Consider the following 25,330-nt stretch of genomic DNA (forward strand, 5'->3'; position numbering starts at 1 on the left):
TCCTTGTTGCGTTCGCGCTCGTGGCGCGCAGGTTCAGAGGTCGACGGGCATGACCGCGCCGCGCGCGGCCAGCTGCTCGGAGAGCATGCGCTGCACGAGCGATGCCGCGGGCACGTCCGACAGGATCACGGCGCGGTCGCCGCCGGTGGAGAGCAGCACGTCGCCGGCGCCGAAGAGCGCCTGCAGGCCGCGCCGGCGCACGGTCACGTCGTGCACCCGCGCCAGCATCGTCTCGCGCCGCGTGCCGCCGAAGCCCGTGCGGGTGATGACCCGCTCGGTCGTGAAGGTGAAGCCGCGCGAGAGCCACGCGAGCGTCGGCACGACGCTGAGCAGCACGACGACGATCGCGGCGACGGTGAGCACGGCGATGTTCCAGAAGGCCCAGTCGACGCGGTCGACGAGCGCCGCCGCGGCGCCGATCGCGAGCCACAGCACGAGCACGGGCACGACGAGGGCGCGCCCATGGGGTCGCATGCGCGCGATGACTCGCTCGTCGCCGTTCGGCACCGCACGATCATCTCGCATCAGCGCACGTGGACGACGTCACCGGCCCGCACGTCGACGATCCGGTCGCCGCTGTCCACCTGCAGCTCGCCTGCGGGACCGAGGCCGACGGCCCTGCCGCTCAGCTCGCCGTCGGGCAGCTCGACGCGCACGTCGCGGCCGATCGTCGTGAGGCTCGCGGCGATGGCGGTGCGCAGCTCCTCGCCGCCGAGCGCGGGCAGCAGCGCGTCGAGCGAGCGCAGCATGTGCCACAGCACCGCGTCGGCGAGCACGGCGGCGGTGCCCTCCGCGCCCTCGAGCGTCAGCGACGTCGAGCGGTCGGTCGGCAGCTCGTCGCGGGTGAGCGTGAGGTTGACCCCGAAGCCGACGGCGACGGCGCCCTTCCGCCGCTCGCACAGGATGCCCGCGATCTTCCGCTCGTCGACGAGCACGTCGTTGGGCCACTTGAGGCCGGCGCGGTCGGCGACGAGCGGGTCGAGCGCGTCGGCGAGCGCGAGGCCCGCGGCGAGCGGCATCCACGCGACCGCGTCCTCCGGCATCCGGCCCGTGTGCACGAGCACGGTCGCGGCGAGGCACTTGCCCGCCGGGCTCACCCACTCGCGGCCGAGCCGCCCCCGACCGGCGCGCTGGTCGAGCGTCGCCCAGGTCGTGAGGTGCGGCGCGCGGTCGTCGACGGCGTCGAAGGTCGAGGCGATCGAGTCGAGCTCGACGACCTTCGCGATGCGCGCTGCGCCGGGGAAGAGCATGCCTCCAGGCTAGAGCGATCGGGTGGATGCGCGCCCCACGGGATGGAGAGGATCACCACCGGATCGGCGCAGGACGCTGTGGGAGTCCACAAAGGCCGCGCATGCGCCGACCTCTAGAGTGGCATCCGTGACCGACGACACCGCGACTGACCGCACCGAGGCCGCCGGCGCCCCGGTCCCCCTCGCCACCACCGCCGAGCGCATCGCCGACCTGCGCGAGCGCCACCGCGAGGCGGTGACCGAGAAGGAGGCGCGCGCCAAGGAGAAGCAGGGCGCGAAGGGCAAGATGACCGCGCGCGAGCGCATCGAGCGCTTCGTCGACCAGGGCTCGTTCGTCGAGTTCGACGCCTACGTGCGCCACCGCACGACCGCGTTCGGGATGGAGTCGAACCGACCGTTCGGCGATGCCGTGGTCACCGGCATCGGCACCGTGCACGGGCGGCGCGTGGCCGTCTACGCGCAGGACTTCACGACCTTCGGGGGCTCGCTCGGCGAGGTGGCCGGCGAGAAGATCACGAAGATCCAGGACTACGCGATGAAGGTCGGCGTGCCGATCGTCGGCATGCTCGACTCGGGCGGTGCGCGCATCCAGGAGGGCGTCGTGGCGCTCGGCAAGTACGGCGAGATCTTCAAGCGCAACACCGCCGCATCCGGCGTCATCCCGCAGATCTCGATCGTGATGGGCCCCGCCGCCGGCGGCGCGGTCTACTCCCCCGCGCTCACCGACTTCGTCGTCATGGTCGACAAGTCGAGCCACATGTTCGTCACCGGGCCGGATGTCATCAAGACCGTCACGGGCGAGGAGGTCGGCTTCGAGGAGCTCGGCGGCGGCCGCGCCCACAACACCGTCTCCGGCGTGAGCCACTACCTGGCCGCCGACGAGGACGACGCGCTCGACTACGTGCGTGCGCTGCTGGCCTATCTGCCCGACAACAACCAGTCGGAGGTGCCGGCGTACGACCACACCGCCGAGCGCGTGGTGAGCGACGCAGACCGGCGCCTCAACACGATCATCCCCGACTCGCCCAACCAGCCCTACGACGTGCTCGCGATCATCGAGACGCTCATGGACGACCGCGAGTTCCTCGAGGTGCAGCCGCTCTACGCGCCCAACATCGTGATCGGCTTCGGCCGCCTCGAGGGCCGCACGATCGGCGTGATCGCCAACCAGCCCAACCAGATGGCCGGCACCCTCAACATCGAGGCGGGCGAGAAGGCCGCGCGCTTCGTGCGCTTCTGCGACGCGTTCTCGATCCCGATCCTCACCATCGTCGACGTGCCCGGCTACCTGCCCGGCACCGACCAGGAGTGGTCGGGCGTCATCCGCCGCGGCGCGAAGCTGCTCTACGCCTACGCCGAGGCGACCGTGCCGATGGTGACCGTCATCACGCGCAAGGCGTACGGCGGCGCGTACATCGTCATGGGCTCGAAGCAGCTCGGCGCCGACATCAACATCGCGTGGCCGTCGGCCGAGATCGCGGTCATGGGCGGCCAGGGCGCGGTCAACATCCTCTACCGCAACGAGATCAAGCAGGCCGAGGCCGACGGGCACGACGTCGCCGAGGTGCGCTCGCGGCTCGCGAGCGAGTACACCTACAACGTGGCCTCGCCCTTCCTCGCCGCCGAGCGCGGCGAGCTCGACGGCATCATCGAGCCGGCCGAGACGCGCGTCATGATCACGCGGGCGTTCCGGGCGCTGCGCACCAAGCGGGTGCAGCGGCCCGAGCGCAAGCACGGCAACATCCCGATGTGACGGAGCGGCCGTGACCGATCAGCACCCCGCGTCCCCCGACGCATCCGAGCCCCTCATGCGCGTCGTGGGCGGCTCGCCCACGCCCGAGGAGGCCGCCGCGGTCGAGGCCGTGCTCGTCGGCCTGGCCGACGAATGGGCCGAGACGAAGCACCGACGCGTGCTCGACACCGAGAGCGAGTGGCAGTCGAAGGCGCGCACCCCGAGCGGGCATCGCTGGCAGCAGGACTGAGCCGCAGCCGCGGGCGGCGAGGCGCCGCGCGGGAGCCGCGTCAGACGCCGACGAGCGGCCGCAGCTCGCCCGCCACGAGTGACGAGAGCAGCAGCGAGTAGGCGCTCCCCATGTGGCGCTGGTCGGCGAAGACCGGCACGCCCTCGACGATGAGCGGGCAGCTCCGCGCCTCGACGTCGCAGAACCAGCGCAGCGTGTCGATCGAGTGCGCGCCCATCGCGGCGTAGGCGGCGCCGAGCTGGTCGTGGCGATCGACGCGCTCCTGCGAGAGCGGCATGGCGCACAGCTCGCCCGACAGGTGGTCGCGCGACTCCTCGAAGCACGCGGAGTCCCCCGTGCCGTACCACCACGGCGGGGCGTCGAGCCACGCGACCTGCGCGCCGCTGCGCTGGAGCGCCCGCACGTGCTCCTCGCCGCCGGCCGCGAGCTGCGTGCCGACATCCGGCTCGTCGCCGAACTCGGGGCCGACCCACCAGCCGCCGTAGCTGATGAGCACGAGCTCGGGCCGCTCCTGCTCGGCGAGCTCGAGCACCCACGGGATGTGCGCGCGGCACGGGTCGCGGTGCTCGGCCTCGACGTGCCGATCCACGATCGGCGCGTCGGTGAACTGGCAGTTCTCGCGGCCCAGCAGCGTGACGTTCGCGACGTCGCCGAGCGCGGTGCGCACCGCTGGCGCCCACGTCACCGCGTGCGAGTCCCCGACGATCCAGACGTCGAGCGACGACGGCGAGACGGCGGGGTAGGTGCACTGCGCGACCTCGGAGCGGTCGACGGTGGCGCAGCCGTCGTCGACCCACTCGCTCTGGCGGCCGTCGACGTTGAGCGCCATGCCCTCGCCCATCGCCTGGTGCTCGGACGCGGCGTGGTCGAGCCAGCGCGAGAGCTGCTGCTCGCTCGGCGCGATGACCGCGCCGGCGGTGGCTTCGGCGAGCGCGCGCTCGCGCATGGCGGGCGCGACGAGCGTGCCGACGAGCGCGACGACCGCGACGACCGGCAGCGACACCTCGAGCGCGAGGCGTCCGACGCGGGCGAACCCGTCGCGCGCTGCGGCGACCGCCGCGATGAGCCGGAACGACAGCCACGACAGCAGCATCGCGCCGCCGATGATCAAGGCGCCCTCGACCGCGTTGATCACCTCGCCGCGCTGCGGGAAGAGCAGCTGGTACACCTTCAGCAGCGGCCAGTGCCAGAGGTAGACGCCGTACGAGATGCCGCCGATCCACACGAGCGGCCGCCAGCGCAGGAGGCTGCCGGCGGGGCCAGGGAGCGGTTCGCCCGAACCGGCCACGAGGATCAGCAGCGCGCCCGCGACCGGATACAGCGTCACGAGGCCGGGCTGCGGCCACTCGGTCGGCAGGAGCCCGGCGGTCAGCACCATGGCCACACCGACGACCCCCATCACGGCGCGGACGACGCGTCCGAGCGGGAGGCGGGCGAGCGTGAGCGCCACGACACCGCCGAGCGAGAGCTCCCACAGCCGCGCCCACGTGTCGAAGTAGGCGTGCGCCGGGTCGACGACCACGCGCCACTGCGCGTAGGCGAACGAGGCGACGGTCGCGGCCGCGAGCGTGACAGCGGCGATGCGCACGACGCTCCAGCGGCGGATGGTCGCGGCCGCGACGCCCAGGAGCGCGAACACGACGATCAGCGTAAGGGTCACCTGCCCCTGGGCGGACATCGCCCAGAAGTGCTGGAACGCCGACTTGTCGTGGCCCGCGGCGACGTAGTCGGTGGCGTCGGCCGCGAGGCGCCAGTTCTCCCAGTAGGTGGCGGAGGCGAAGACGTCGACGATCGTGCGCTGCGCGGAGAGCGGCGTACCGAGCGCCAGCAGGAGGCCGCCGACCACGACGAGCACGATCGCGGCCATCGGGAACAGCCGCCTGGCCTGCCGTCGGATCCCGCCCCACACGTCGACGCGCCCCGAGCGCTCGAGCTCTCCCGCGAGGCTGTGCACGAGCAGGAAGCCGCCGATCGCGAAGAACACGTCGACGCCGCCCGAGACGGTGCCGAACCACACGTGGTAGCTCGCGACGAGCAGCGACGCGATGGCGCGGAGGCCCTGGATGTCGGCCCGCCGGCGCCGCGCGGGGACGGACGCCGCGCGGGCGGCGGACGGCGCGACGCGGGTGTCACTGGTCATGGACGGCCTCTCTCGCGCGCACGGGTCGCGCCGACGGGGAAGATTCCTCATGGCGGAAGCCCGCGTCGCTGCGAGGCCCTCGAGGGCATGCGCATGCCCGCGGCTCCAGGGGCTCGCGGTGAGCGCAGCAGCGCGTCGCCGAGCGGCGACGCGCACCGCCCAGCCTACCGTCCCCGCCGCCGCGCCCTGCGCCCCCGCGGCCGTCTCGGCTGCTTCACGAGCGCGCTCGCTAGCATCCCCGCATGGTGAGGCTGCGCCGGGCGAACCCCGGGTCGGATGCGGGCATCCGGCGTCGCCGCGCGGGTCGCGGCTGGTCCTACAGGCACGACGGCGGGCGCGCCGTCTCGGCCGCCGACCGCGAGCGCGCGGAGTCGCTCGCGGTGCCGCCCGCGTGGCGCGACGTCTGGATCGCGGCCGACCCGCTCGCGCACATCCAGGCGATCGGGGTCGACGACGCGGGGCGCACGCAGTACCGGTACCACCCCGACTGGCGCGAGCGGCGCGACCGCGCGAAGCACGAGCGCGCGCTCGACCTCGCCGAGGCGCTGCCGGCGATGCGCCGCCGGGTGACGCGCGAGCTCGCCCTCGAGGGCCTGCCGCGCGAGCGCGTGCTCGCCGCTGCGCTGCGGATGCTCGACACCGTCGCCATCCGTGCGGGCGGCGACGCGTACGCGGAGCAGCGGGGATCGCGCGGGCTCATGACGCTGCTGTGCCGGCACGCGACCGTCTCGGGCGACGTCGTGCGGCTGCGGTTCCCCGCGAAGTCGGGGCAGCGCTTCGACGTGACGATCGACGACGCCGAGCTCGCGCGCTGCATCGAGGAGCTGCGCGAGGGCCGCTCGGGCCGCTCGCGGCTGCTGGCCTGGCGCGACGAGCAGGGCTTCCACCCGCTGCGCGACGTCGACCTCAACGAGGCGGTGCGGCAGGCCACGGGCGGCGAGTTCACGGCGAAGGACTTCCGCACGCTGCACGGCACGATCGTCGCGGCCGTCGCGCTCGCGCGCGCCCGTGACATCGGCACCCAGACGGCGAGGCGGAAGGCGGAGCGCGAGGCGGTCGCCGAGGTCGCAGAGGCGCTCGGCAACACCCCGTCGGTCGCTCGCGCGAGCTACATCGACCCCGAGGTGTTCGCGCGCTTCGAGGCGGGCGCGACGATCGGGCTGCGCGGCTCGCGCGAGCGCGCGCTGCTCGATCTGCTGCGGTAGCGGCGGCGACACGGCTCCGCGGGCGCAACGGTGCGCGGGCGCGCCGGTGCGCCCGCAACCGGCACCGCGCTCGCCCAGCCGGAGCGGCTAGCGTCGCCCTATGCACGCGATCGTCTCGGGCGCCGGCGTGGCCGGCCTCGCGCTGGCGGGGCGCCTCGCGCTCGACGGCTGGACGGTCGAGGTCGTCGAGCGCGCGACCGCGCCCCGCGCATCCGGCTACCTCATCGACCTCTTCGGCGCGGGCTACGACGCGGCGGAGCGGCTGGGGCTGCTGCCGGCGCTGCGGGCGCGCGCCGAGTCGTTCGACGAGCTGCGCAGCGTCGACGAGAGCGGCCGCGTGCGGGGCCGGCTGCCGATCGCGCGGGTCGAGCAGGCGACGGCGGGACGGTGGCTCACGATCCTGCGCCCCCGCATCGTCGAGGCGCTCGCCGAGGCGCTGCCCGAGGGCGTGCGGATGCGGTGGGGCGCCCGGGTCGAGCACGTGCACGACGACGGGGCGCGCGCGCAGGTGCTGCTGAGCGACGGCGAGCGGCTCGACGCCGACCTGCTCGTGGGCGCCGACGGCATCGGCTCGCGCGTGCGGCAGCTCGTGTGGGGGCCGCACGAGCGCTACGTGCGCCCCGTCGCCGACCTGCTCGCGGTCGCGTGGATCGGCGACGACCCCGGGCTCAACGCCGACCTCGAGGGCATGGTCGCGATGCAGGTCGAGCTCGACCGCCAGCTCATGGTCGCGCCGCTCGGCGAGCGCGGGGTGACCGGATTCGCGGTGCTGCGGGGCGTGGATGCCTCGCGCGCGCGGCGGGCGGTGCAGGAGCTCGGCGTGCTCGGGCGCAGGGCCGTGCGCAGCGCGCGCGACCCCTACGTCGACGAGGTCGCGCAGACGATCGTCGACGACTGGGTGCGGGGCCGCGCGGTGCTGCTCGGCGACGCGTGCGCGGCGGTCTCGCCGGTCGCGGGTCAGGGCGCCTCGCTCGCGATCGCGGGGGCCGAGCGGCTCGCCGAGGAGCTCGCCTTCGCCCGGCACCCGAGCGACGTGGCTGCGGGGCTCGCCGCCTACGAGCGCGACTGGCGCCCGGTGATCGACCGCGAGCAGGCGCGCGGGCGCCGTGCGCAGGCGGCCTTCGCGCCGCACACGCGGATCGAGCTCGAGGCGCAGCGGGCGATGTGGCGCGCGGCGGCACTGCCCGGCGTCGCGCAGCTCGTCGCGCGCGCGGCGGGCGGCGTGTCGAAGGCCCGCTGAGCCCGATCGCTCAGGCGGGCTCGTCGAGCGCGTACTGCCGCTGCCACGACTCGGGCCGCGCGATGCCGAGCCCGTAGAGGTATCGGATGAGCTGGCCGTGGTGCTGCGTCTCGTGCTCAAGCAGCGCGAGCGCATAGCGGTGGTCGTCGTCGGTCTCGAGCTCGCGCAGCCACGCCGCGACGTCGGCGGCCGTCTGCTCGAGCGCGGCGCGCACCGCGTCGGCGTCGGTGGTGCGCTCGGGCTCGACCGGGCTCGTGAAGCCCTGCCACTCCCGCGCCCGGGCTGCGCGCGGATAGCTCTCGCGGGCGCCGAGCACGCACCACAGCTGCCCGCCGATGGTGTTCGACGGCAGTGTCGCGAGGCGCGAGCCCAGCTGCTCGGGCGTCAGCTGCTCGACGAGGTCGAGCCAGAGGCGGTCGGCGCGCGCGAAGCGCTCGTGCAGCAGGTCGGCGATGGCCATTGCCGGATGCTACGCGGCGCGGGCACGGAGGCGCCAGCGCCGCTCAACGCCGACGCTCTCCCGCTCAGCGACGGAAGGACGCCACCGCTTCGATGTGGTGGGTGTGCGCGGTGGAGCTCAGCGACGGAAGGACGCCACCGCTTCGATGTGGTGGGTGTGCGCGGTGGAGCTCAGCGACGGAAGGACGCCACCGCTTCGATGTGGTGGGTGTGCGGAAACAGGTCGAACGCCTCGAGCGACTCGATCTCCCAGCCGCGCTCGCCGAGCAGCTTCGCGTCGCGCGCGAGCGCCACCGGGTCGCACGCGACGTAGACGATCTGCGCGGGCTCGAGGCCCACGACCTCCTCGACGACGTCGCGCCCGGCGCCGGCGCGCGGCGGGTCGAGCACGATGAGCCCGCGCGCGAGCCGCTCGCGCTCCGAGGCGCTCGCGCGCTTCGCGAGCTCGCGCAGCCAGCGGTCGACGCGGCCGGTCTCGGCGCTCGCACCGATCCACTCGGCGAGGTTCTCCGAGGCGTGGTCGGTCGCGACCTCGTCGGCCTCGACGCTCGTGATCCGCGTACGCTCCCCCAGCGCTTCCGCGATCGTCGCGGCGAAGAGCCCCACACCGCCGTAGAGGTCGAGCGACCAGCCCGCGGGGTCGACGCGGCCCGTGTCGATGACCCGCCGCACCGCGTCCGTCAGCACACCCGCCGCTTCGCGGTGCACCTGCCAGAAGCCGGCCCGGTCGAGCTGGAACTCGCGGTCGCCGACCGTCTCGACGATCGTGTCGGTGCGGCCGCGCGCGGGCTCGCCCTCCATCGCGATCACGTCGACCTCGCCCTCGCCCCACTCGACGTAGTCGACCGCCGTGACGCCAGGGAGCCGCTGGTCGAGCTGCGCCGAGCGCCGGATGCCCTCGGTCGCGAGCGGCAGGTCGGTGACCGGCACCACCTCGTGGCTGCGCGGCGCGAACGGGCCCTGGCGGCCGCGATCGTCGACGTGCAGGCGCACGCGCGTGCGCCAGCCGAGGCCGCCGCGCTCGTCGTCGCCGGGCGCCGCGGCGACCGGCACCTCGCGGGTGATGCCGCCGGTGCGCTCGAGCGCGTCCTCGATGACGCGCTGCTTGAGCTGCCGCTGGCGCGGCAGCGCGATGTGGCCGAATTCGGCGCCGCCGGCGCGCTCGGCCGGCTTGCGGTCGATCGCCGCCTCGGGCCAGATGTGGTCGACGCGATCGGCGCTCGCCTCGACGACCTCCAGGGCGACCGCGGCGGCGTACGACTTCTTGACGTCGACGATCTGCGCGCGCACGGTCTCGCCCGGCATCGTGTCGGGCACGAACACGACGCGACCGCGCTCGCCGTCGCCGGCGCCGTACCGGCCGACGAAGCGCCCGCCGTGGGCGACGTTGTCGATCGTGAGCTCGACGATCTGGCCGGTGCGGAGGTCCCCGTGGGGCGTGGGTGCGGGCATGCCTCCATCCTCGCATCCGCCGGTCGCGCACGTCGGCCACAGCGGAAGGTCGGCCTGAGCGCGCAGCCGACCGCGCATGGCGAGCCGGCACCTCGCTCCGGCCCATCGAGCGCGCGCCGCCGCTCGCGCGCGTCCCGGGCAGCACGCGAGTCGGCGCACGGGTGCGAGGATCGTCGGGTGCAGCTGATCCTCGCCTCCGCCTCCCCCGCCCGCCTCGCGCTCCTGCGGCAGGCGGGCATCGAGCCGACCGTGACGCCCACCGACCTGGACGAGGACCTGCTGATCGCCGCCCACGAGGCCGAGCACGGGCCGCTCGCTCCTGCCGACTACGTGCTCCTGCTCGCGCGCGCCAAGGCGGAGGCGCTGCTCGACGAGGATCCGCTGACCGGCGTCGACGGCCTCGTGCTCGGCGGCGACTCGTCGCTCGAGCTCGACGGTGCGATGCTCGGCAAGCCGCACACGCCCGAGCGGGCCCGCGAGCGCTGGCTCGCGCAGCGGGGCCGCTCCGCGACCCTGCACTCGGGGCATTGGATGCTGCGCGTGCGGCACGGCCGCATCCTCGGCACCGCGGGGGTCGCGACCGCGACGCACCTCGACTTCTCCCCCGACATCGACGAGGCCGAGATCGACGCCTACGTCGCGACCGGCGAGCCGCTCGAGGTGGCCGGCGCGTTCACGATCGACGGGCGCGGAGCCGCCTTCATCGACCGGATCGACGGCGACCCGTCGACGGTCGTGGGGATGAGCATCCCGGCCGTGCGTCGACTCGCGCGGCAGCTCGGGGTCGCCTGGCCCGACCTGACGCGCTGACGGGCTCGGCGGCTAGCCTGGCCGCGTGACGAGCCGCGCGACGTGGGTGTGGGCCGACGAGGCTGCGCCGCCCGACCCGGATGCGCTGGCCGCGCTCGTCGTGCGGGAGCGCGTGAGCGAGGCGTTCGTCAGCGTGCCGTGGGCGGGGCCCACGCCGTCGACCCACCGGCTCGTGGCGGCGCTGCGCGGCGCGGGAGCGCGGGTCGCGGCGCTCGGCGGCGACCCCGCGTGGGTGGAGCCCGGCCCGGCGCTCGCGTGGGCGCGGCGGGTCGCGGCGGCCTGGCTGTTCGACGGCATCCACCTCGACATCGAACCGTGGGGCCGCTCCGACTGGCCGGGGAACGAGCAGCGGCTGCTCGACGGGCTCGAGCGCAGCGTGCGCGACGTGGCGGGCGGCACCCGCCTGCCCGTCGAGATCGACCTCGCGCCGTGGATCGCCCAGACGCATCCGAGCGCGTTCGATCGCATCGTCCGTCGCGCGGACGCGGTGACCCTGATGGCCTATCGCGATCGCGCCGACGACATCCTCGCCGTGAGCGCCGGGGCGCGCGCGCTGCTGGCGGGCGCGCGCCGACCGTGGCGGATCGGGGTCGAGACGGCGCCGGTGGGCGAGCCCGCGCCGGCCGCGCGGGAGACGTTCGCGGACGACGGTCGGGCGGTGCTCGAGCGGGAGCTCGCGGCGGTGGTCGCGCGGCTCGATGCGCGGGACGGGTTCGCCGGGGTCGCGGTGCACGATGCGGCGGGGTGGGCGCGGCTCGCTCCTTGATCTCGTGACGCGCGCGGCCTGCGGCCGCGTGCTCCTCGATCAGCGGACGGGGCTACGTGGTCTGCTGCGTGGGGATGGTTCCGGTCTGCGCGAGCTCGTGCTCGAGGTCGAGGTCGGCCGCCGCCTGCTCGAACTGCGCGTTGAGCAGCCGCCAGTAGGCGCCCTCCGCCGCGACCAGCTCGTCGTGCGTGCCCTGCTCGACGATGCGGCCCTGCTCCATCACGAGGATGAGGTCGGCGTCGCGGATCGTCGAGAGCCGGTGCGCGATCACGAACGAGGTGCGGTCGCTGCGCAGCGCCGCCATCGCGTGCTGCAGCAGCAGCTCGGTGCGCGTGTCGACCGAGCTCGTCGCCTCGTCGAGGATGAGCACGCTCGGTTGCGCGAGGAACGCGCGGGCGATGGTCACGAGCTGCTTCTCGCCCGCGGAGAGGTTCGTCGCGTCCTCGTCGATCACCGTGTCGTAGCCGTCGGGCAGCGCGTGCACGAACCGGTCGACGTAGGTGGCCGTCGCCGCCTCGATGAGCTGCTCCTCGGTCGCGTCCGGCCGGCCGTACGCGATGTTCTCGCGGATCGTGCCGCCGAAGAGCCACGTGTCCTGGAGGACCATGCCCGTCTGCGCCCGCAGCGCATCCCTCGTCATCGTCGCCGTGTCGACGCCGTCGAGCGTGATGCGGCCGCCGTCGAGCTCGTAGAAGCGCATGAGCAGGTTGACGAGCGTCGTCTTGCCCGCCCCGGTCGGCCCGACGATCGCGACGGTCTGCCCGGGCTCGACCTCGAGCGAGAGGTCGTCGATGAGCGGCTTGTCGGGCGAGTACGCGAAGCGCACGTGCTCGAACGTCACGCGTCCGGGGCCGTCCTGCGGCACGACGCCGTCGGCGTCGGAGGACTCCTCGTCGGCGTCGAGCAGCTCGAACACGCGCTCGGCGCTCGCGACGCCCGACTGCACCATCGTGACGGTCTGCCCGATCTGGCCGAGGTTCTGGGAGAACTGCTGCGAGTACTGGATGAACGCCTGCACGTCGCCGACGAGGATCTGGCCCGCGGCGACGAAGAGTCCGCCCGCGACCGCGACGAGCACGTAGCCGATGTTGCCGACGAACGTCATGAGCGGGAAGACGAGGCCCGAGATGAACTGCGCCTTGAAGGACGCCTGGTAGACGGCCTCGTTCTCCTCGCGGAACCGCGTGCGCACGGCCTCCTCGCGGCCGAACACCTTGACGAGCGCGTGACCGGTGAAGGCCTCCTCGACGATCGCGTTCGCCCGGCCCGTCCGGCGCCACTGCTCCTTGAACAGGCCCTGCGCCGGCCCCATCACGACGCCGAGGATGATGCCGGTGAGCGGCACGGCGATGAGCGCGATGAGCGCGAGCCACACGTTGATCGAGAGCATCATGACGAGCACGCCGATGACGGTGAGCAGGCCCGTGACGATCTGCGACATGGTCTGGGACACCGACTGCGAGACGTTGTCGAGGTCGTTCGTCACGCGCGAGAGCAGCTCGCCGCGCTGCGTGCGGTCGTAGTACGACAGCGGCAGGCGGTGGATCTTCTCCTCGACGTCGCGGCGCAGGCCCTGCACGGTGCGCTGCACGATGCGGTTGATGACGAAGCCCTGGAGCCACTGGAAGAAGCTGCCCGCGAGGTAGATGCCGAGCACGAGCAGCAGGATGCCGCCGAGCGCCTCGAAGTCGATCCCCTGCCCGGGCTGCAGGTCGCGCATCCGCTCGACCATGTTGGCGAAGTCGTCCTGCCCCGCCTGCCGGAGCCCCTCGACGACCTGCGCCTGCGTGGCGCCGGCCGGCAGCTCGCGCTGCACGAGGCCCTGCACGATGATGTTCGTCGCCTCGCCGAGGATCTTCGGGCCGAGCACGACGAGCACGACGCCGACGGCGCCGAGCGCGAACACGAGCGCGAGCCACCAGCGGTACGGGTGCATGAGCGAGAGCAGGCGCCGGCCGGACGCCCAGAACGACTTGGCCTTGCCGGGCGGGGGCTCCCAGTCGCCGGCGCCGATGCGAGCGGCCTCGGCCTGCTCGGCCTCGATCCGCTCCTCCTCGGTCAGCTCGGGCTCGGGCTTGGCGAACCGCGCCTTCCGGGCGGTGATGCGCTCCTCGCGCAGGGCGGCGCGCTCCTCGCGCGTCCGTGCCTTCTTCTCAGCCATCTCAGGCCTCCACTGCCATCTGCGACTCGACGATCTCGCGGTAGGTGTCGTTCTCGGCGAGCAGCTCGTCGTGCGTGCCGGTGCCGACGACGCGGCCGGCGTCGAGCACGACGATGCGGTCGGCGTCGACGATCGTCGAGACCCGCTGGGCGACGACGATCCTCGTGGTGCGCCCGACCGCCTGGTCGAGCGCGGCCCGCAGGCGCGCATCCGTCGTGAGGTCGAGCGCCGAGAACGAGTCGTCGAAGACGAGCACGTCGGGCTCGGCGACGAGCGCGCGGGCGATCGACAGCCGCTGGCGCTGGCCGCCGGAGACGTTCGTGCCGCCCTGCGCGATGCGGGCGTCGAGCTGGCCCTCCATCTGCTGCACGAAGCCCGCCGCCTGCGCGATCTCGAGCGCTCGCCACAGCTCCTCGTCGGTCGCGTGCTCGTTGCCGTAGCGGAGGTTCGACGCCACCGTCCCGGCGAAGAGGTAGGGGCGCTGGGGCACGATCGCGAGGCTGCGCCAGAGCGCCTCCGCGTCGAGCTGCGTCACGTCGGCGCCGCCGACGAGCACCGTGCCGGCCGTCGCGTCGAACAGCCGCGGGATGAGGTTGACGAGCGTCGTCTTGCCGGCGCCCGTCGAGCCGATGATCGCGACCGTCTCGCCGGGCTCGGCCCGCAGCGAGACGCCGTCGAGCACCGGCGTCTCGGCGCCCGGGTACTGGAAGACGACGTCGCGCAGCTCGACCGTGCCGGGCGTCGGCATCGCGACGCCCCCCGCGGCGCGGACGACGCTCGGCTCGGTCTCGAGCACCTCGCCGATGCGCCGGGCGGAGACCGCGGCCCTCGGGATCATGATCGTCATGAAGGTCGCCATCATGACGCCCATCAGGATCTGCATGAGGTACTGCAGGAACGCCATCATCACGCCGATCTGCAGCTCGCCGGTGTCGACGAGGCCGGCGCCGAACCACAGCACCGAGATCGACGAGACCTGCACGATGAGCATGATGATCGGGAACATGAGCACGAAGAGGTTGCCGGTGCGGACCATCGCGTCGGTGACGGCGTCGTTCGCGACGGCGAAGCGAGCCTTCTCGCGCCGCTCCTGCACGAACGCGCGGATCACGCGGATGCCGGTGAGCTGCTCGCGCAGCACCTTGTTGATCGCGTCGATGCGCTCCTGCAGCTGACGGAAGATCGGCACGAGGCGCGAGACGAGCACGCCGAGCACCACGAGCATGAGCGGCACCGCGACGGCGATGAGCCAGGAGAGCGTCGCGTCGGCGCGCACGGCCATGATGACGCCGCCGATCGCGAGCATCGGCGCCGACAGCAGCATCGTGCAGCTCATCAGGATGAGCATCTGCACCTGCTGCACGTCGTTGGTGTTGCGCGTGATGAGGCTCGCGGCGCCGAAGCGCTGCACGTCCTGCTCGCTGAAGTCGCCGACCTTGCCGAAGATGTCCGCACGCAGGTCGCGGCCGGCGCGCATCGCGAGGCGCGCGCCGAAGAGGATCGCGAGGATGTTGGCGGCCACCTGGCCGAGGCTCATGACGAGCATGAGGCCGCCGAGCCGCCAGATGGTGTCGGTGTCGCCGCGCAGTACGCCGTCGTCGATGATGTCGGCGTTGATGGTGGGCAGCATGAGCGTGAGCACCGACTGCACGAACTGGAACACGATGACCAGCAGCAGCGCGGGCCACGAGGGCTTGACGTAGCGGACGATGAGCTTCCAGAGCATGGATCAGGCCTTCTGGGTCTCGAGTGCGGATGCCGGGGTGGCGGTGCGAGGTGCGGATGCGGCGGCGCGCGTCGCGGCATCCGTCGCGGCGATGCCGTGGAGCAGCACCTGGATGATGTCATCGACCGATGACGCGGGCTGCGCGTCGCCCCAGCCGGAGGCGGCGGCCCACGCGAGGGTGCGCACGAGCTCGGCCGCGACGACGGGCGAGACCCGCAGCTCGTCGCGGAACGGCTCGAAGCGCTCGGCGAGGCGGTGCTTCGACGCCTCGAAGTCGTCGTGCGCCTCGTGCGCCGCGCGCTGGCCGATCGGGCCGAGCGCCATGACGAGGCGGAAGACGAACCGCATGCGGTCGACGAGCACGCGGGCCGTCCACGTGACGACCTCCTCGAGGGTGTCGAGCTCGGGGGCCGCGGCGGCGCCCTCGCGCTCGCCGGCGAGGCCGCCGACGGTGAGGTGGTGCTGCGCGAGCGCGAGCAGGAGCGACTCCTTGTCGCCGAACGCCTTGAAGAGCGTGCCCTCGGCGACGCCGGCCGCCTCGGCGAGCTGCCGGGTCGTGATCGCGGCGCCGTGCTCGAGCACGGCGGGCGTCACCGCCTCGACGATCTGCGCGCGGCGGTCGTCGGCGCTCAGGCGCGGGGCGGGGGTCACGCGTCGATCGTACGTGAGTGAGCGCTCACTCACCAAGCGCGCTCGGCGCGTCGTCGCCCCTCAGGTGCGCCGCTGCCAGCCGTCGTGGTCGCCGCGCTGCCACGCGTCGGCGGTGCGCGCGATCACGTCGTGCGCGGTGTCGAGCAGATCCTGCGCGAGGGCGCCCCATTCGCCCAGCTGCGGCGTGCGCCCCTCGCGTCCGGCGCCGCGTCGCGCGGCCGACTCCGCGGCGTCGAACGCTCGCGACGCGCGGCGCACGGCGTCGCGGTAGGCGGCGAACTCGGCGGGGGTCAGCGCGGCGCCCGCGCTCGCGGGCCGCAGCTCGAGGGCCGTGCGCTGCTCGCGCAGGAACGCCTGCAGCGCGGGCGACGACGCGTCGCTCATCGCCGGGCACTCGATCGCCTTGGCGGGGTCGGTCTCGTACGCGATCCAGCGGGAGGTGACGGCGTCGTGCTCGGCTCGCAGGAGGGCGAGGGGCATCGCCTCGATCGGCGCGCGAGCATCGGGCATGGATGCGCAAGCGGCCCGCACCTGCGCGTGGCGCGCCCGCAGATCGGCCGCCGCGGCCTTGACCGCGCGCTCCGCGGCCTGCACCCTGCGCCGCGCATCCGGCACCGCGCCGGGGACGCCGCGATCGGCTGACCGCTCGGCCTGCGCGCGCAGCAGCTCGGCTCGGGCGAGCTTGCGCTCGGCGCTCGCGCGGGTGACCGCGCGCCGCGACTCGCGCACGTCGTGCAGCGCGGCCTGGAGCGCGAGCCTGCGGCCCGCGGGACCGCGGCGGCGCAGCCCGGCCCAGCCGATCGCGCCGGCGCCCGCACCGGCGGGCGCGACCCACCACCACTCGGCAGCGAGCACCAGCACCGGATCCACACGGCCATCGTAAGCCGTGCCGGCCACGCGCGGCGGGAAAGCGGCGAGCCGCCCCCGCCGCGGGCAACTGTGGGAATCCGCAGCGGATCGGGGCATCCCTGTGTGCGATGTGCACGCATCCGGCACGTGCGGGCGCTTAGGCTGAGGAACCATGCCCCGCATCACGAAGGTCCTGATCGCCAATCGCGGCGAGATCGCCGTCCGCATCATCCGCGCCGCGCGCGATGCGGGCATCGGCACGGTCGCCGTCTACGCCGACCCCGACCGCGATGCGCAGCACGCGCAGCTCGCCGACGAGGCGTACGCCCTGGGCGGCTCCACGAGCGCCGAGACCTACCTCGTGATCGACAAGATCCTCTCGGTCGCGCGCCGCTCGGGCGCGGATGCGGTGCACCCGGGCTACGGGTTCCTGGCCGAGAACGCCGACTTCGCCCGCGCGGTGATCGACGCGGGCCTCATCTGGATCGGCCCGAGCCCCGAGGCGATCGAGCAGCTCGGCGACAAGGTCTCCGCGCGGCACATCGCCGAGTCGGTCGGCGCGCCGCTCGCGCCCGGCACGATCGAGCCCGTCTCGGGCGCTGCGGAGGTGCTCGAGTTCGTCGACGAGCACGGGCTGCCCGTCGCGATCAAGGCGGCGTTCGGCGGCGGCGGGCGCGGCCTCAAGGTCGCCTTCACGCGCGATGAGGTCGAGCAGCAGTTCGACTCCGCGACCCGCGAGGCGGTCGCGGCGTTCGGCCGCGGCGAGTGCTTCGTCGAGAAGTACCTCGACAAGCCCCGCCACGTCGAGACCCAGTGCCTCGCCGACAGCCACGGCAACGTCGTCGTCGTCTCCACGCGCGACTGCTCCCTGCAGCGCCGCCACCAGAAGCTCGTCGAGGAGGCGCCCGCGCCCTTCATCTCGGCCGAGCAGGACGCCGAGCTGCGGCGCGCCTCCAAGGCGATCCTGCGCGCCGCGAAGTACGTCGGCGCCGGCACGTGCGAGTTCCTCATCGGCGCCGACGGCACCGTCTCGTTCCTCGAGGTCAACACGCGCCTGCAGGTCGAGCATCCGGTCTCGGAGGAGGTCACGGGCATCGACCTCGTGCGCGAGCAGTTCCGCATCGCGGAGGGCGAGGCGCTCGGCTACGACGACCCGCAGGTGACGGGCCACTCGATCGAGTTCCGCATCAACGGCGAGGACGCCGGCGCCGGCTTCATGCCGCAGCCCGGCCCCGTGCGCATCTTCCGCACCCCCTCGGGCCCCGGCGTGCGCGTCGACTCGGGCGTCGTCGCGGGCGACGTCATCGGCGGCAGCTTCGACTCGATGCTCGCGAAGCTCATCGTCACGGGCCGCGACCGCGCCGAGGCGCTCGAGCGCTCGCGGCGGGCGCTCGCGGAGTTCGAGGTCGAGGGGCTGCCGACCGTGCTGCCGTTCCACCGCCGCATCGTCGAGCACCCGGCGTTCGCGCCCGCGGGCGACGAGCCGTTCTCGGTCTACACGTCGTGGATCGAGACCGAGTTCGAGAACGACATCCCCGCGTGGGGCGGCGAGCCGGGCGAGCTCGGCGGCCCCGAGCCGCGCCGCACGGTCGTGGTCGAGAGCGACGGCAAGCGCATCGCCGTCTCGATGCCCAAGCGGCTCTTCAGCGACATGAAGGATGCGAAGGGTCCGGCCCCGCGCCGCACCCGGCGCGCGCTCGAGGGCGGCGCCGGCTCCGGCGCGATCGTCTCCCCCATGCAGGCGACCGTCGTGAAGGCCGAGGTCTCGGTCGGCGATCGCGTCGTGGCGGGCGACCTGCTCGTCGTGCTCGAGGCGATGAAGATGGAGCAGCCCCTCTCGGCCCCCATCGCCGGGACGGTGGCCGCGATCGACGCCCCGGTCGGCAAGACGGTGCCCTCGGGCCACCACCTCGTCACGATCACGCCCGACGCCTGAGCCGGGCCGGGCGCCTACCGGGCGCCGGGCTCAGGCCTCGACGCGGTGCATCGCGCGGGCGGCGTCGGCGATCGACACCGTGAGCGACGGGAAGACCGGGAAGACGCGGGCGAGCTGGTCGACCGTCAGGCGGTGCTCCATCGCCATCGTCACCGGGAAGATGAGCTCCGACGCCTTCGGGGCGACGATGACGCCGCCGATGACCGTGCCCGAGCCGGTGCGGGCGAAGAGCTTCACGAAGCCGTCCTCGATGCCCATCATCTTGGCGCGCGCATTCGTCGCGAGGTCGATGCGGTACACCTCGCCCTGCGCGATGCCGTCCTCGATCTGCTTCTGCGTCCAGCCGACGGTCGCGATCTCGGGCTGCGTGAAGATGTTCGACGCGACCGTGCGCATCGAGATCGGGTCGACGGCATCGCCGAGCGCGTGGAACATGGCGGTGCGGCCCTGCATCGACGCGACCGAGGCGAGCGGGAGCGCATCGGCGCAGTCGCCGACGGCGTAGACGTTCGGCAGGTTCGTGCGGGCGACGCGGTTGACGAGGATGTGGCCGGAGTCCTTCGTCTCGATGCCGGCCTCCTCGAGGCCGATGCCGTCGGTGTTCGGGATCGAGCCGACCGCCATGAGGCAGTGCGAGCCCTCGACGGAGCGGCCGTCGGTGAGGTGCACGACGACGCCCTCGTCGGTGCGCTCGACGCGCTCGGCGCGCGACTTCGAGAGCACGTGCATGCCCTGGCGGCGGAAGACGTCCTCGATGACGGCGGCCGCATCCGCGTCCTCGCCCGGCAGCACCTGCTCGCGCGAGGAGACGAGCGTCACCTCGGCGCCGATGAGCGAGTAGGCGGAGGCGAACTCGGCGCCCGTGACGCCCGAGCCCACGACGATGAGGTGCTCGGGCACCTCCTCGAGCGCGTAGAGCTGGGTCCAGGTGAGGATGCGCTCGCCGTCGGGCATCGCGGAGGCCAGCTGGCGGGGCGTCGCGCCGACCGACACGACGATCGTGTCGGCCTCGAACTCGTCGAAGTCGGCGCCCTGCCGTCCGGTCGAGACGACCACGCGACCGGGGCCGTCGAGGCGCCCCTCCCCCTGCACGATCGTGACGCCCGCACGCTCGAGGTCGGCCTTCATGTCGAGCGACTGCTTGGCCGCGAGCGAGAGCAGCCGGCGGTTGACGGCGCGCAGGTTGACGGCGACCTCCGGCTTCTGCGGCCGGCCCGAGGCGCCTCGCACCGAGAACTGCACGCCGAGCTGGTTCGCGTCGCGGATCGCGGCGGCCGACTCGGCGGTCGCGATGAGCGACTTCGAGGGCACGACGTCGGTGAGGATCGCGCTGCCGCCGACGCCGGTGCGCTCGATGAGCGTCACCTCCGCCCCGAGCTGCGCCCCCGCGAGGGCGGCCTCGTAGCCGCCGGGGCCGCCGCCGATGATCACCACGCGCTGCTTGCGCTCGAATGCACTCACGCGCTCCATCATCGCGCATCCTCGCGCGGTGGAGCACCAGAGCGGAGCCCCTTTCGGGGCTCCGCCGCGACCCCAGCGCCGGGACCCGTCCCGGGTCCCGGGCAGGCGAGCCGCTCCAGTGGGCGCTCGCGACCTACGCCGCAGCGCGCTCGTGCACGGCCGTCGAGAGGCTCACGCCGTTCACCTCGGCGTAGAGCGTGCCCTCCGTGACCGAGACCGACATCGACGTGCGGCGGGCGACGGCGTCGGCGACCGCCTCGACGAAGCCGGGGTCGAACGAGACGAGCCGCACCGCATCCGCTCGATGGATGCGCTTGCCGGCCCAGCGCGCGGCCACCCGGTCGGGATCGCGGTGCGTGTAGACGGCGGTGCGCTCGGCGGCCATGCTGCCCCGGTGCACGCGCTCGGCCTCGGGCGCGCCCACCTCGATCCACGCGAGCAGCCGACCGGTGGCGTCGCGCACGAGCACCGCGGGCTCGTCGCCGCCCGAGAGCCCGTCGCCGAACGAGATGCCCTCCTCGTGCTCGAGGCACAGCGCGAGCACGCGCGTCACGAGGAACGGCAGCGTCTCGGACGGGTGCTGCGCGACGCGCAGCGTCAGCGACTCGTAGACCCCGCGGTCGACATCCGAGAGCTGCACGTCGAAGGTGTGGATCGTCGCGCCGATGGCCATGATCGCCAAGCCTAGGCGAGCGCCGCCCCGCCCGCCCCTAGAGTGGGCGCCATGACGCACCCGCTCGACCACCCCGCCGACCCGCGCGAGGTCGCCGCCCAGGCCGCCGACGACATCCGCCGCATCACCGGCGTCGACCAGCACGACATCGCCCTCACCCTCGGCTCCGGCTGGGCGAGGGCCGCCGACCTGCTCGGCGAGACGACGCACACGATCCCCGCGACCGAGGTGACGGGCTTCTCGAAGCCCGCGCTCGAGGGCCACGTCGGCACGATCCGCTCGGTCGCGACGCCCGACGGCCGCCGCGCGCTCGTGATCGGCGCGCGCACCCACTACTACGAGGGCCACGGCGTGCGCCGCGTCGTGCACTCGGTGCGCACCGCCGCCGCCGCGGGCGCGACGGTCATGGTGCTCACGAACGGCGCGGGCGGCATCAAGCGCGAGTGGCAGCCCGGCCAGCCCGTGCTCATCAGCGACCACATCAACCTCACGGCCGACTCGCCGCTCGAGGGCGCGACGTTCGTCGACCTCACCGACCTCTACTCGAGGCGTCTGCGCGAGGTGGCCCGAGGGGTGGATGCGTCGCTCGACGAGGGCGTCTACGTGCAGTTCCGCGGCCCCCACTACGAGACGCCCGCCGAGGTGCAGATGGCGAAGGCGATCGGGGGCCACATCTGCGGCATGTCGACCGCGCTCGAGGCCATCGCAGCGCGCGAGGCGGGCATGGAGGTGCTGGGGCTCAGCCTCATCACCAACCTCGCCGCCGGCATCCAGGAGACGCCGCTGTCGCACGAGGAGGTCATCGAGGCGGGGCGCGAGGCCGAGGGCCGCATCTCGCGGCTGCTCGCCGACGTCGTCGCGGCGATCGGGGGCGCGGCGTGAGCACCGACGCGCTCGCCGCGGCGCGCGCGTGGGCGGCGGCCGACATCGACGACGGCACCCGCGCCGAGCTCGAGGCGACGATCGCCGCCGCCGAGGCGGGCGACGAGGCCGCGATGGCCGAGGTGGCGGATGCGTTCCGCGGCCGCCTGCAGTTCGGCACGGCCGGGCTGCGGGGCGCGATCGCGCCGGGGCCGAACCGCATGAACCGCGTCGTCGTGCAGCAGGCCTCCGCGGGCCTCGCGGCCTACCTGCTCGAGCGCCGCCCGCATCCGTCGATCGTGATCGGCTGGGACGGCCGGCGCGGCTCGGAGGTCTTCGCGCGCGACGCGGCCGAGGTGCTCGCGGGCGCGGGCGTGCGCGCCGTGCTGCTGCCGCGGCTGCTGCCGACGCCCGTGCTCGCGTTCGCGGTGCGGCACCTCGGCATGAGCGCGGGCGTCATGGTGACCGCGAGCCACAACCCGCCGGCGGACAACGGCTTCAAGGTGTACCTCGGCGACGAGGACGAGGGCAGCCAGATCGTGCCGCCCGTCGACGGCGAGATCGCCGCGCTCATCGAGCGCGCGGCGGCGACGCCCGTGGCCGACTACCCGCGCGGCGAGCCGGAGATCGCGGGCGACGGCGTCTGGCACGCCTACGTCGAGTCGACGGCGGCCATCAGCCAGGCCGACCAGGGCCTCCCGGGTGCGACCGGCCCGCGGGTCGTGTACACGCCGCTGCACGGCGTGGGCCTCGAGACGGTCGAGGCGGTGCTCGAGCGCACCGGCTTCCCGCCCGTCATCCCGGTGCCGGAGCAGGCCCGGCCCGACGGCGCCTTCCCGACCGTCGACTTCCCGAACCCCGAGGAGCCGGGCGCGCTCGACCTCGCGATGGCGCTCGCCACCGCCGAGCAGGCCGAGCTCATCCTCGCGAACGACCCCGACGCCGACCGGCTCGCGGTCGCGGTGCCCGACGACGCGGCGCCGACCGGCTGGCGGATGCTCTCGGGCAACGAGGTCGGCCTGCTGCTCGGGTGGGACGCCGCGCGCTCGGCCCGCGGGCAGGGTGTGCTCGCCGCATCCATCGTCTCCTCCCCCGGGCTCGGCACGATCGCCGAGGCGCACGGGCTCGAGTTCGTGCAGACGCTCACGGGCTTCAAGTGGGTCTCGCGCGTGCCGGGCCTCGTCTACGGCTACGAGGAGGCGCTCGGCTACCTCGTCAACCCCGGCACCGTGCGCGACAAGGACGGCATCTCGGCGCTCGTGCGGGTGCTGACGCTCGCGAGCGAGCTCTACGAGCGCGGCTCATCGCTCTCCGAGGAGCTGCTCGCGCTCGCCGCCGAGTTCGGCGCGTTCGAGTCCGGCCAGGTGAGCGTGCGCGTGACCGACCTCGCCCGCATCCCGGCGATCATGGCGAGGCTGCGTGCCGAGCCGCCCGCCGAGCTCGCCGGTGCCGCGGTGACCGCCGCCGACGACCTCGCGCTGCCCGAGCACGGCTCGGTCGGCGACATCCTGCGCTTCACGCTCGCCGACGGCGCGCGCGTGATGGTGCGGCCGAGCGGCACGGAGCCCAAGGTCAAGGTCTACATCGACGCGACCTCGACCGAGGGCCCGCCCGCGCAGCGCGTGCGCGCCGCCCGCGCGCGCGTCGCCGAGATCGCCGAGGCGGTGCGGCCGCTGCTCGACTGAGGCGCGGCGCTACGGCGTCGTGAGCGCGGCGACCGCCTCGTCCCGCGTCGTCGCGGCGATGAGCCGCTCGGTCACGCCGGCCGCGTCGAGCGCGTTCGCGAGCTCGGCGAGCATGCGCAGGTGCTCCTTGGGGCTCGTCGCGGCGAGCCCGATGACGACGCGCACCGGATCGTGGTGCGGGTGGCCGAAGACGACGGGCTCGTCGAGCACGACGATCGCGAGGGCATCGCGGCGCACGACGGCGCTCGCCTTCGCGTGCGGCACGGCCACGCCGGGCGCGACGACGCAGTAGGGGCCGGCCTCCTCGATCTGCTGCACGAGCTCCTCGACGTACGCGCGGCCGACGGCGCGGGAGGTGACGAGGTCGACGCCCGCCGCGCGGACGGCGGCGCGCCAGTCGGCGGCGCGCACCCCGGGCGAGAAGGTCGCGTGGTCGAGCGGCAGGGTCATCGCAGGTCGTCGAACCCGTCGGCGATCTCGTCGGCGAGCTCCTCGCGCTCGTCGAACGAGCAGAAGGCGCTCGCCGCAGCGTTCTGCATCACCTGCTCGACGTCGTCGAGATCCCAGTCGAAGGCCTCGACGAGCAGCCCGAGCTCGCGCGTGAGGGTCGTGCCCGACTGCAGGCGGTTGTCGGGGTTCACGGTCACGCAGAAGCCCAGCTGGTGCAGGAGGTCGATCGGGTGGTCGTCGAGCGCGTCGCCCCACTGCGCGATCGTGCCGGTCTGCAGGTTGGAGGAGGGGCTCACCTCGAGCGCGATCTGGCGGTCCTTCACCCACTCGGCGAGCTCGCCGAGCCGCACGACGACCGCGTCGTCGGTCTCCTCCTCGACCACGATGTCCTCGGCGATGCGGGTGCCGTGGCCCAGGCGCAGCGCCCGCCCGGAGAAGAGCGCGTCGGCGATCGACTCGAGCCCTGCGCCCTCGCCGGCGTGCACCGTCGCGGGGAAGTGCGCGCGCGCGAGGATGTCGAACGCCGAGGCGAGGCGCGAGGCGGGGAAGCCGTCCTCGGGGCCGGCGATGTCGAAGCCGACAGCGCCGCGGTCGCGGTGCCGCAGCGCGAGCTCGGCGATCTCGTCGGCGCGGTCGAGGTGGCGCATCGCGCTCACGAGCTGACCCACGCGGATGCGGCCGCCGTGGCTCGCGACGAGCACCATGGCCTCCTCGATGCCCGCCTGCACGGCCTCGACCGCCGCGTCGAGCGAGAGGCCGCGCTGCAGGTGCTGCTCGGGTGCCCAGCGCACCTCGCCGTAGACCACGCCGTCCTCGGCGAGGTCGAGCACGAACTCCTTCGCCACCCGGTGCAGCCCGTGCTCGGTCTGCATGACCGCGGTGGTGATGTCGAAGGTCTTCAGGTACTCGGGCAGCGAGCCGGAGCTCGACTGCGCGGCGAACCACGCGCCGAGCGCGGCGGCGTCGCTCGCGGGCAGCTCGAGCCCGATCTCGTCGCCGAGCTCGAGGATCGTCTGCGGGCGCAGGCCGCCGTCGAGGTGGTCGTGGAGGCTGACCTTGGGCAGCGTCTGGATGTCGACGCCGTCGACCTCGTACCGGCTCATGTCGCCTCCGTCATCGGGGTGCTGGGGCTTCGATCGTATCCGGCCGCGCGCCCCGGCACAGCACGCCCGCGGGGATCAGCCGGCGGCGGCCGCGAGGCCGACCGCGGCGAGGATCGCGCCGCCGACGAGCAGCCACAGGAGCAGGCCGAGCACGAGCGACGCGACCGAGAGCCAGATGCCCCACAGCGCGAACGCGCGGCCCGAGGGCTCGCGCTTCCGGGCCATGACGCCGACGATGATGCCTGCGATGGGCACGAGCACCGAGATGCCGAGGAAGATCGAGGCGAGGCCGAGCACGAGGCTCACGATGCTGAGCGTCTTCGTGTCGCCGCCGGATGCGGCGGGGTGCGGATGCGCGCTCGGCGCGTGGGGGTCGGTCGCGTACGGATCAGTCACGGGAGGCTCCTGGTGCTCGGTGTCGTGGTGCTCTGTGTCGCCGGGGTCGGCTCCAGCGAAGCACGTCCCGGCGA

23 protein-coding genes are annotated in these 25,330 nt (G+C 73.9%); 9 read left to right on the forward strand and 14 right to left on the reverse strand.

Annotated features, from left to right (window positions below; genetic code table 11):
- Window positions 1–33: 33 nt before the first annotated feature.
- Both BLT67_RS04385 and BLT67_RS04390 read right to left on the reverse strand, forming a co-directional pair.
- Window positions 34–507: a PH domain-containing protein gene (locus BLT67_RS04385; protein ID WP_157674168.1), complete on the reverse strand. Its 474-nt coding sequence runs from the start codon at window positions 505–507 to the stop codon at window positions 34–36.
- A 17-nt stretch (window positions 508–524) separates the two neighbouring features.
- Window positions 525–1,250, reverse strand: a complete 726-nt coding sequence (locus BLT67_RS04390; RefSeq protein WP_092665893.1) for a biotin--[acetyl-CoA-carboxylase] ligase — start codon at window positions 1,248–1,250, stop codon at window positions 525–527.
- Window positions 1,251–1,377: 127 nt separating this feature from the next.
- Between BLT67_RS04390 and BLT67_RS04395 the strand changes: the two genes are divergently transcribed.
- The gene (locus BLT67_RS04395) at window positions 1,378–3,003 is read left to right on the forward strand and encodes an acyl-CoA carboxylase subunit beta (protein WP_092665894.1); all 1,626 of its coding nucleotides are present in this window, start codon (window positions 1,378–1,380) and stop codon (window positions 3,001–3,003) included.
- A 10-nt stretch (window positions 3,004–3,013) separates the two neighbouring features.
- Window positions 3,014–3,232 carry an acyl-CoA carboxylase subunit epsilon gene (locus tag BLT67_RS04400; RefSeq protein WP_092665895.1) on the forward strand — a complete coding sequence of 73 codons (219 nt, stop codon included), beginning with the start codon at window positions 3,014–3,016 and terminating at the stop codon, window positions 3,230–3,232.
- Window positions 3,233–3,272: 40 nt separating this feature from the next.
- Here the strand turns inward: BLT67_RS04400 and BLT67_RS04405 are convergent, their stop codons facing one another.
- Window positions 3,273–5,372 (reverse strand): acyltransferase family protein, encoded by a 2,100-nt coding sequence (locus tag BLT67_RS04405; RefSeq protein ID WP_172801980.1) that lies wholly within the window; start codon window positions 5,370–5,372, stop codon window positions 3,273–3,275.
- Between the two features lie 242 nt (window positions 5,373–5,614).
- Between BLT67_RS04405 and BLT67_RS04410 the strand changes: the two genes are divergently transcribed.
- A complete protein-coding gene (locus BLT67_RS04410; RefSeq protein WP_092665897.1) occupies window positions 5,615–6,577 on the forward strand; it encodes a DNA topoisomerase IB in 963 nt (320 codons plus the stop codon).
- A gap of 100 nt (window positions 6,578–6,677) precedes the next feature.
- Window positions 6,678–7,817 (forward strand): FAD-dependent monooxygenase, encoded by a 1,140-nt coding sequence (locus BLT67_RS04415; RefSeq protein WP_092665898.1) that lies wholly within the window; start codon window positions 6,678–6,680, stop codon window positions 7,815–7,817.
- 10 nt (window positions 7,818–7,827) lie between these two features.
- On the opposite strand, the gene BLT67_RS04420 is transcribed toward BLT67_RS04415, so the two are convergent.
- Complete coding sequence (locus BLT67_RS04420) at window positions 7,828–8,277, reverse strand: DinB family protein (RefSeq protein ID WP_092665899.1); 450 nt, start codon at window positions 8,275–8,277, stop codon at window positions 7,828–7,830.
- Window positions 8,278–8,447: 170 nt separating this feature from the next.
- Window positions 8,448–9,728 (reverse strand): class I SAM-dependent RNA methyltransferase, encoded by a 1,281-nt coding sequence (locus BLT67_RS04425; RefSeq protein ID WP_092665900.1) that lies wholly within the window; start codon window positions 9,726–9,728, stop codon window positions 8,448–8,450.
- A 177-nt stretch (window positions 9,729–9,905) separates the two neighbouring features.
- Between BLT67_RS04425 and BLT67_RS04430 the strand changes: the two genes are divergently transcribed.
- Both BLT67_RS04430 and BLT67_RS04435 read left to right on the forward strand, forming a co-directional pair.
- On the forward strand, window positions 9,906–10,538 hold the full coding sequence (locus tag BLT67_RS04430; RefSeq protein WP_092665901.1) for a Maf family protein: 633 nt from the start codon (window positions 9,906–9,908) through the stop codon (window positions 10,536–10,538).
- 25 nt (window positions 10,539–10,563) lie between these two features.
- Window positions 10,564–11,304 (forward strand): hypothetical protein, encoded by a 741-nt coding sequence (locus BLT67_RS04435; RefSeq protein ID WP_092665902.1) that lies wholly within the window; start codon window positions 10,564–10,566, stop codon window positions 11,302–11,304.
- A 52-nt stretch (window positions 11,305–11,356) separates the two neighbouring features.
- On the opposite strand, the gene BLT67_RS04440 is transcribed toward BLT67_RS04435, so the two are convergent.
- Genes BLT67_RS04440 through BLT67_RS04455 form a run of 4 tightly spaced genes read right to left on the reverse strand, consistent with a single transcriptional unit; the run spans window position 11,357 to window position 16,712 of the window.
- Window positions 11,357–13,465 carry an ABC transporter ATP-binding protein gene (locus tag BLT67_RS04440; protein ID WP_092665903.1) on the reverse strand — a complete coding sequence of 703 codons (2,109 nt, stop codon included), beginning with the start codon at window positions 13,463–13,465 and terminating at the stop codon, window positions 11,357–11,359.
- Window position 13,466: 1 nt separating this feature from the next.
- The gene (locus BLT67_RS04445; protein WP_092665904.1) at window positions 13,467–15,191 is read right to left on the reverse strand and encodes an ABC transporter ATP-binding protein; all 1,725 of its coding nucleotides are present in this window, start codon (window positions 15,189–15,191) and stop codon (window positions 13,467–13,469) included.
- 3 nt (window positions 15,192–15,194) lie between these two features.
- Window positions 15,195–15,842: a TetR/AcrR family transcriptional regulator gene (locus BLT67_RS13585; RefSeq protein ID WP_231945583.1), complete on the reverse strand. Its 648-nt coding sequence runs from the start codon at window positions 15,840–15,842 to the stop codon at window positions 15,195–15,197.
- A 60-nt stretch (window positions 15,843–15,902) separates the two neighbouring features.
- Entirely contained in the window at window positions 15,903–16,712 is an 810-nt protein-coding gene (locus tag BLT67_RS04455; RefSeq protein ID WP_092665905.1) for a hypothetical protein, read from the reverse strand.
- Between the two features lie 151 nt (window positions 16,713–16,863).
- On the opposite strand from BLT67_RS04455, the gene BLT67_RS04460 reads away from it, so the two are divergent.
- A complete protein-coding gene (locus tag BLT67_RS04460; RefSeq protein WP_092665906.1) occupies window positions 16,864–18,627 on the forward strand; it encodes an acetyl/propionyl/methylcrotonyl-CoA carboxylase subunit alpha in 1,764 nt (587 codons plus the stop codon).
- A gap of 30 nt (window positions 18,628–18,657) precedes the next feature.
- On the opposite strand, the gene BLT67_RS04465 is transcribed toward BLT67_RS04460, so the two are convergent.
- Both BLT67_RS04465 and BLT67_RS04470 read right to left on the reverse strand, forming a co-directional pair.
- Window positions 18,658–20,097, reverse strand: a complete 1,440-nt coding sequence (locus tag BLT67_RS04465; RefSeq protein ID WP_092665907.1) for an NAD(P)H-quinone dehydrogenase — start codon at window positions 20,095–20,097, stop codon at window positions 18,658–18,660.
- A 124-nt stretch (window positions 20,098–20,221) separates the two neighbouring features.
- Entirely contained in the window at window positions 20,222–20,761 is a 540-nt protein-coding gene (locus BLT67_RS04470; RefSeq protein ID WP_092665908.1) for a YaeQ family protein, read from the reverse strand.
- Window positions 20,762–20,812: 51 nt separating this feature from the next.
- Between BLT67_RS04470 and BLT67_RS04475 the strand changes: the two genes are divergently transcribed.
- Window positions 20,813–21,643 carry a purine-nucleoside phosphorylase gene (locus tag BLT67_RS04475; protein ID WP_092665909.1) on the forward strand — a complete coding sequence of 277 codons (831 nt, stop codon included), beginning with the start codon at window positions 20,813–20,815 and terminating at the stop codon, window positions 21,641–21,643.
- The gene (locus BLT67_RS04480; protein ID WP_092665910.1) at window positions 21,640–23,307 is read left to right on the forward strand and encodes a phospho-sugar mutase; all 1,668 of its coding nucleotides are present in this window, start codon (window positions 21,640–21,642) and stop codon (window positions 23,305–23,307) included. The genes BLT67_RS04475 and BLT67_RS04480 overlap by 4 nt, the downstream gene beginning before the upstream one ends.
- Before the next feature lie 9 nt (window positions 23,308–23,316).
- Here the strand turns inward: BLT67_RS04480 and BLT67_RS04485 are convergent, their stop codons facing one another.
- The 3 genes from BLT67_RS04485 to BLT67_RS04495 form a co-directional block, all read right to left on the reverse strand.
- The gene (locus tag BLT67_RS04485; RefSeq protein WP_092665911.1) at window positions 23,317–23,757 is read right to left on the reverse strand and encodes a PTS sugar transporter subunit IIA; all 441 of its coding nucleotides are present in this window, start codon (window positions 23,755–23,757) and stop codon (window positions 23,317–23,319) included.
- Window positions 23,754–24,860, reverse strand: coding sequence for an adenosine deaminase (locus BLT67_RS04490; RefSeq protein ID WP_092665912.1), 1,107 nt, complete (start codon window positions 24,858–24,860; stop codon window positions 23,754–23,756). Before BLT67_RS04490 ends, BLT67_RS04485 begins: the two co-directional genes overlap by 4 nt.
- Before the next feature lie 75 nt (window positions 24,861–24,935).
- A complete protein-coding gene (locus BLT67_RS04495; RefSeq protein ID WP_092665913.1) occupies window positions 24,936–25,256 on the reverse strand; it encodes a DUF4190 domain-containing protein in 321 nt (106 codons plus the stop codon).
- Window positions 25,257–25,330: the final 74 nt, after the last annotated feature.

Source organism: Agrococcus carbonis (genome assembly GCF_900104705.1).
GTDB classification, from domain to species: domain Bacteria; phylum Actinomycetota; class Actinomycetes; order Actinomycetales; family Microbacteriaceae; genus Agrococcus; species Agrococcus carbonis.

Bases quoted from the DNA above. Each gene is read 5' to 3' on its own strand.
- BLT67_RS04390 (WP_092665893.1), bottom strand. From the start codon at position 1,250: ATGCTCTTCCCCGGCGCAGCGCGCATCGCGAAGGTCGTCGAGCTCGAC.
- BLT67_RS04405 (WP_172801980.1), bottom strand. From the start codon at position 5,372: ATGACCAGTGACACCCGCGTCGCGCCGTCCGCCGCCCGCGCGGCGTCC.
- BLT67_RS04410 (WP_092665897.1), top strand. From the start codon at position 5,615: ATGGTGAGGCTGCGCCGGGCGAACCCCGGGTCGGATGCGGGCATCCGG.
- BLT67_RS04415 (WP_092665898.1), top strand. From the start codon at position 6,678: ATGCACGCGATCGTCTCGGGCGCCGGCGTGGCCGGCCTCGCGCTGGCG.
- BLT67_RS04420 (WP_092665899.1), bottom strand. From the start codon at position 8,277: ATGGCCATCGCCGACCTGCTGCACGAGCGCTTCGCGCGCGCCGACCGC.
- BLT67_RS04425 (WP_092665900.1), bottom strand. From the start codon at position 9,728: ATGCCCGCACCCACGCCCCACGGGGACCTCCGCACCGGCCAGATCGTC.
- BLT67_RS04440 (WP_092665903.1), bottom strand. From the start codon at position 13,465: ATGGCTGAGAAGAAGGCACGGACGCGCGAGGAGCGCGCCGCCCTGCGC.
- BLT67_RS04445 (WP_092665904.1), bottom strand. From the start codon at position 15,191: ATGCTCTGGAAGCTCATCGTCCGCTACGTCAAGCCCTCGTGGCCCGCG.
- BLT67_RS04460 (WP_092665906.1), top strand. From the start codon at position 16,864: ATGCCCCGCATCACGAAGGTCCTGATCGCCAATCGCGGCGAGATCGCC.
- BLT67_RS04465 (WP_092665907.1), bottom strand. From the start codon at position 20,097: ATGGAGCGCGTGAGTGCATTCGAGCGCAAGCAGCGCGTGGTGATCATC.
- BLT67_RS04470 (WP_092665908.1), bottom strand. From the start codon at position 20,761: ATGGCCATCGGCGCGACGATCCACACCTTCGACGTGCAGCTCTCGGAT.
- BLT67_RS04475 (WP_092665909.1), top strand. From the start codon at position 20,813: ATGACGCACCCGCTCGACCACCCCGCCGACCCGCGCGAGGTCGCCGCC.
- BLT67_RS04485 (WP_092665911.1), bottom strand. From the start codon at position 23,757: ATGACCCTGCCGCTCGACCACGCGACCTTCTCGCCCGGGGTGCGCGCC.
- BLT67_RS04490 (WP_092665912.1), bottom strand. From the start codon at position 24,860: ATGAGCCGGTACGAGGTCGACGGCGTCGACATCCAGACGCTGCCCAAG.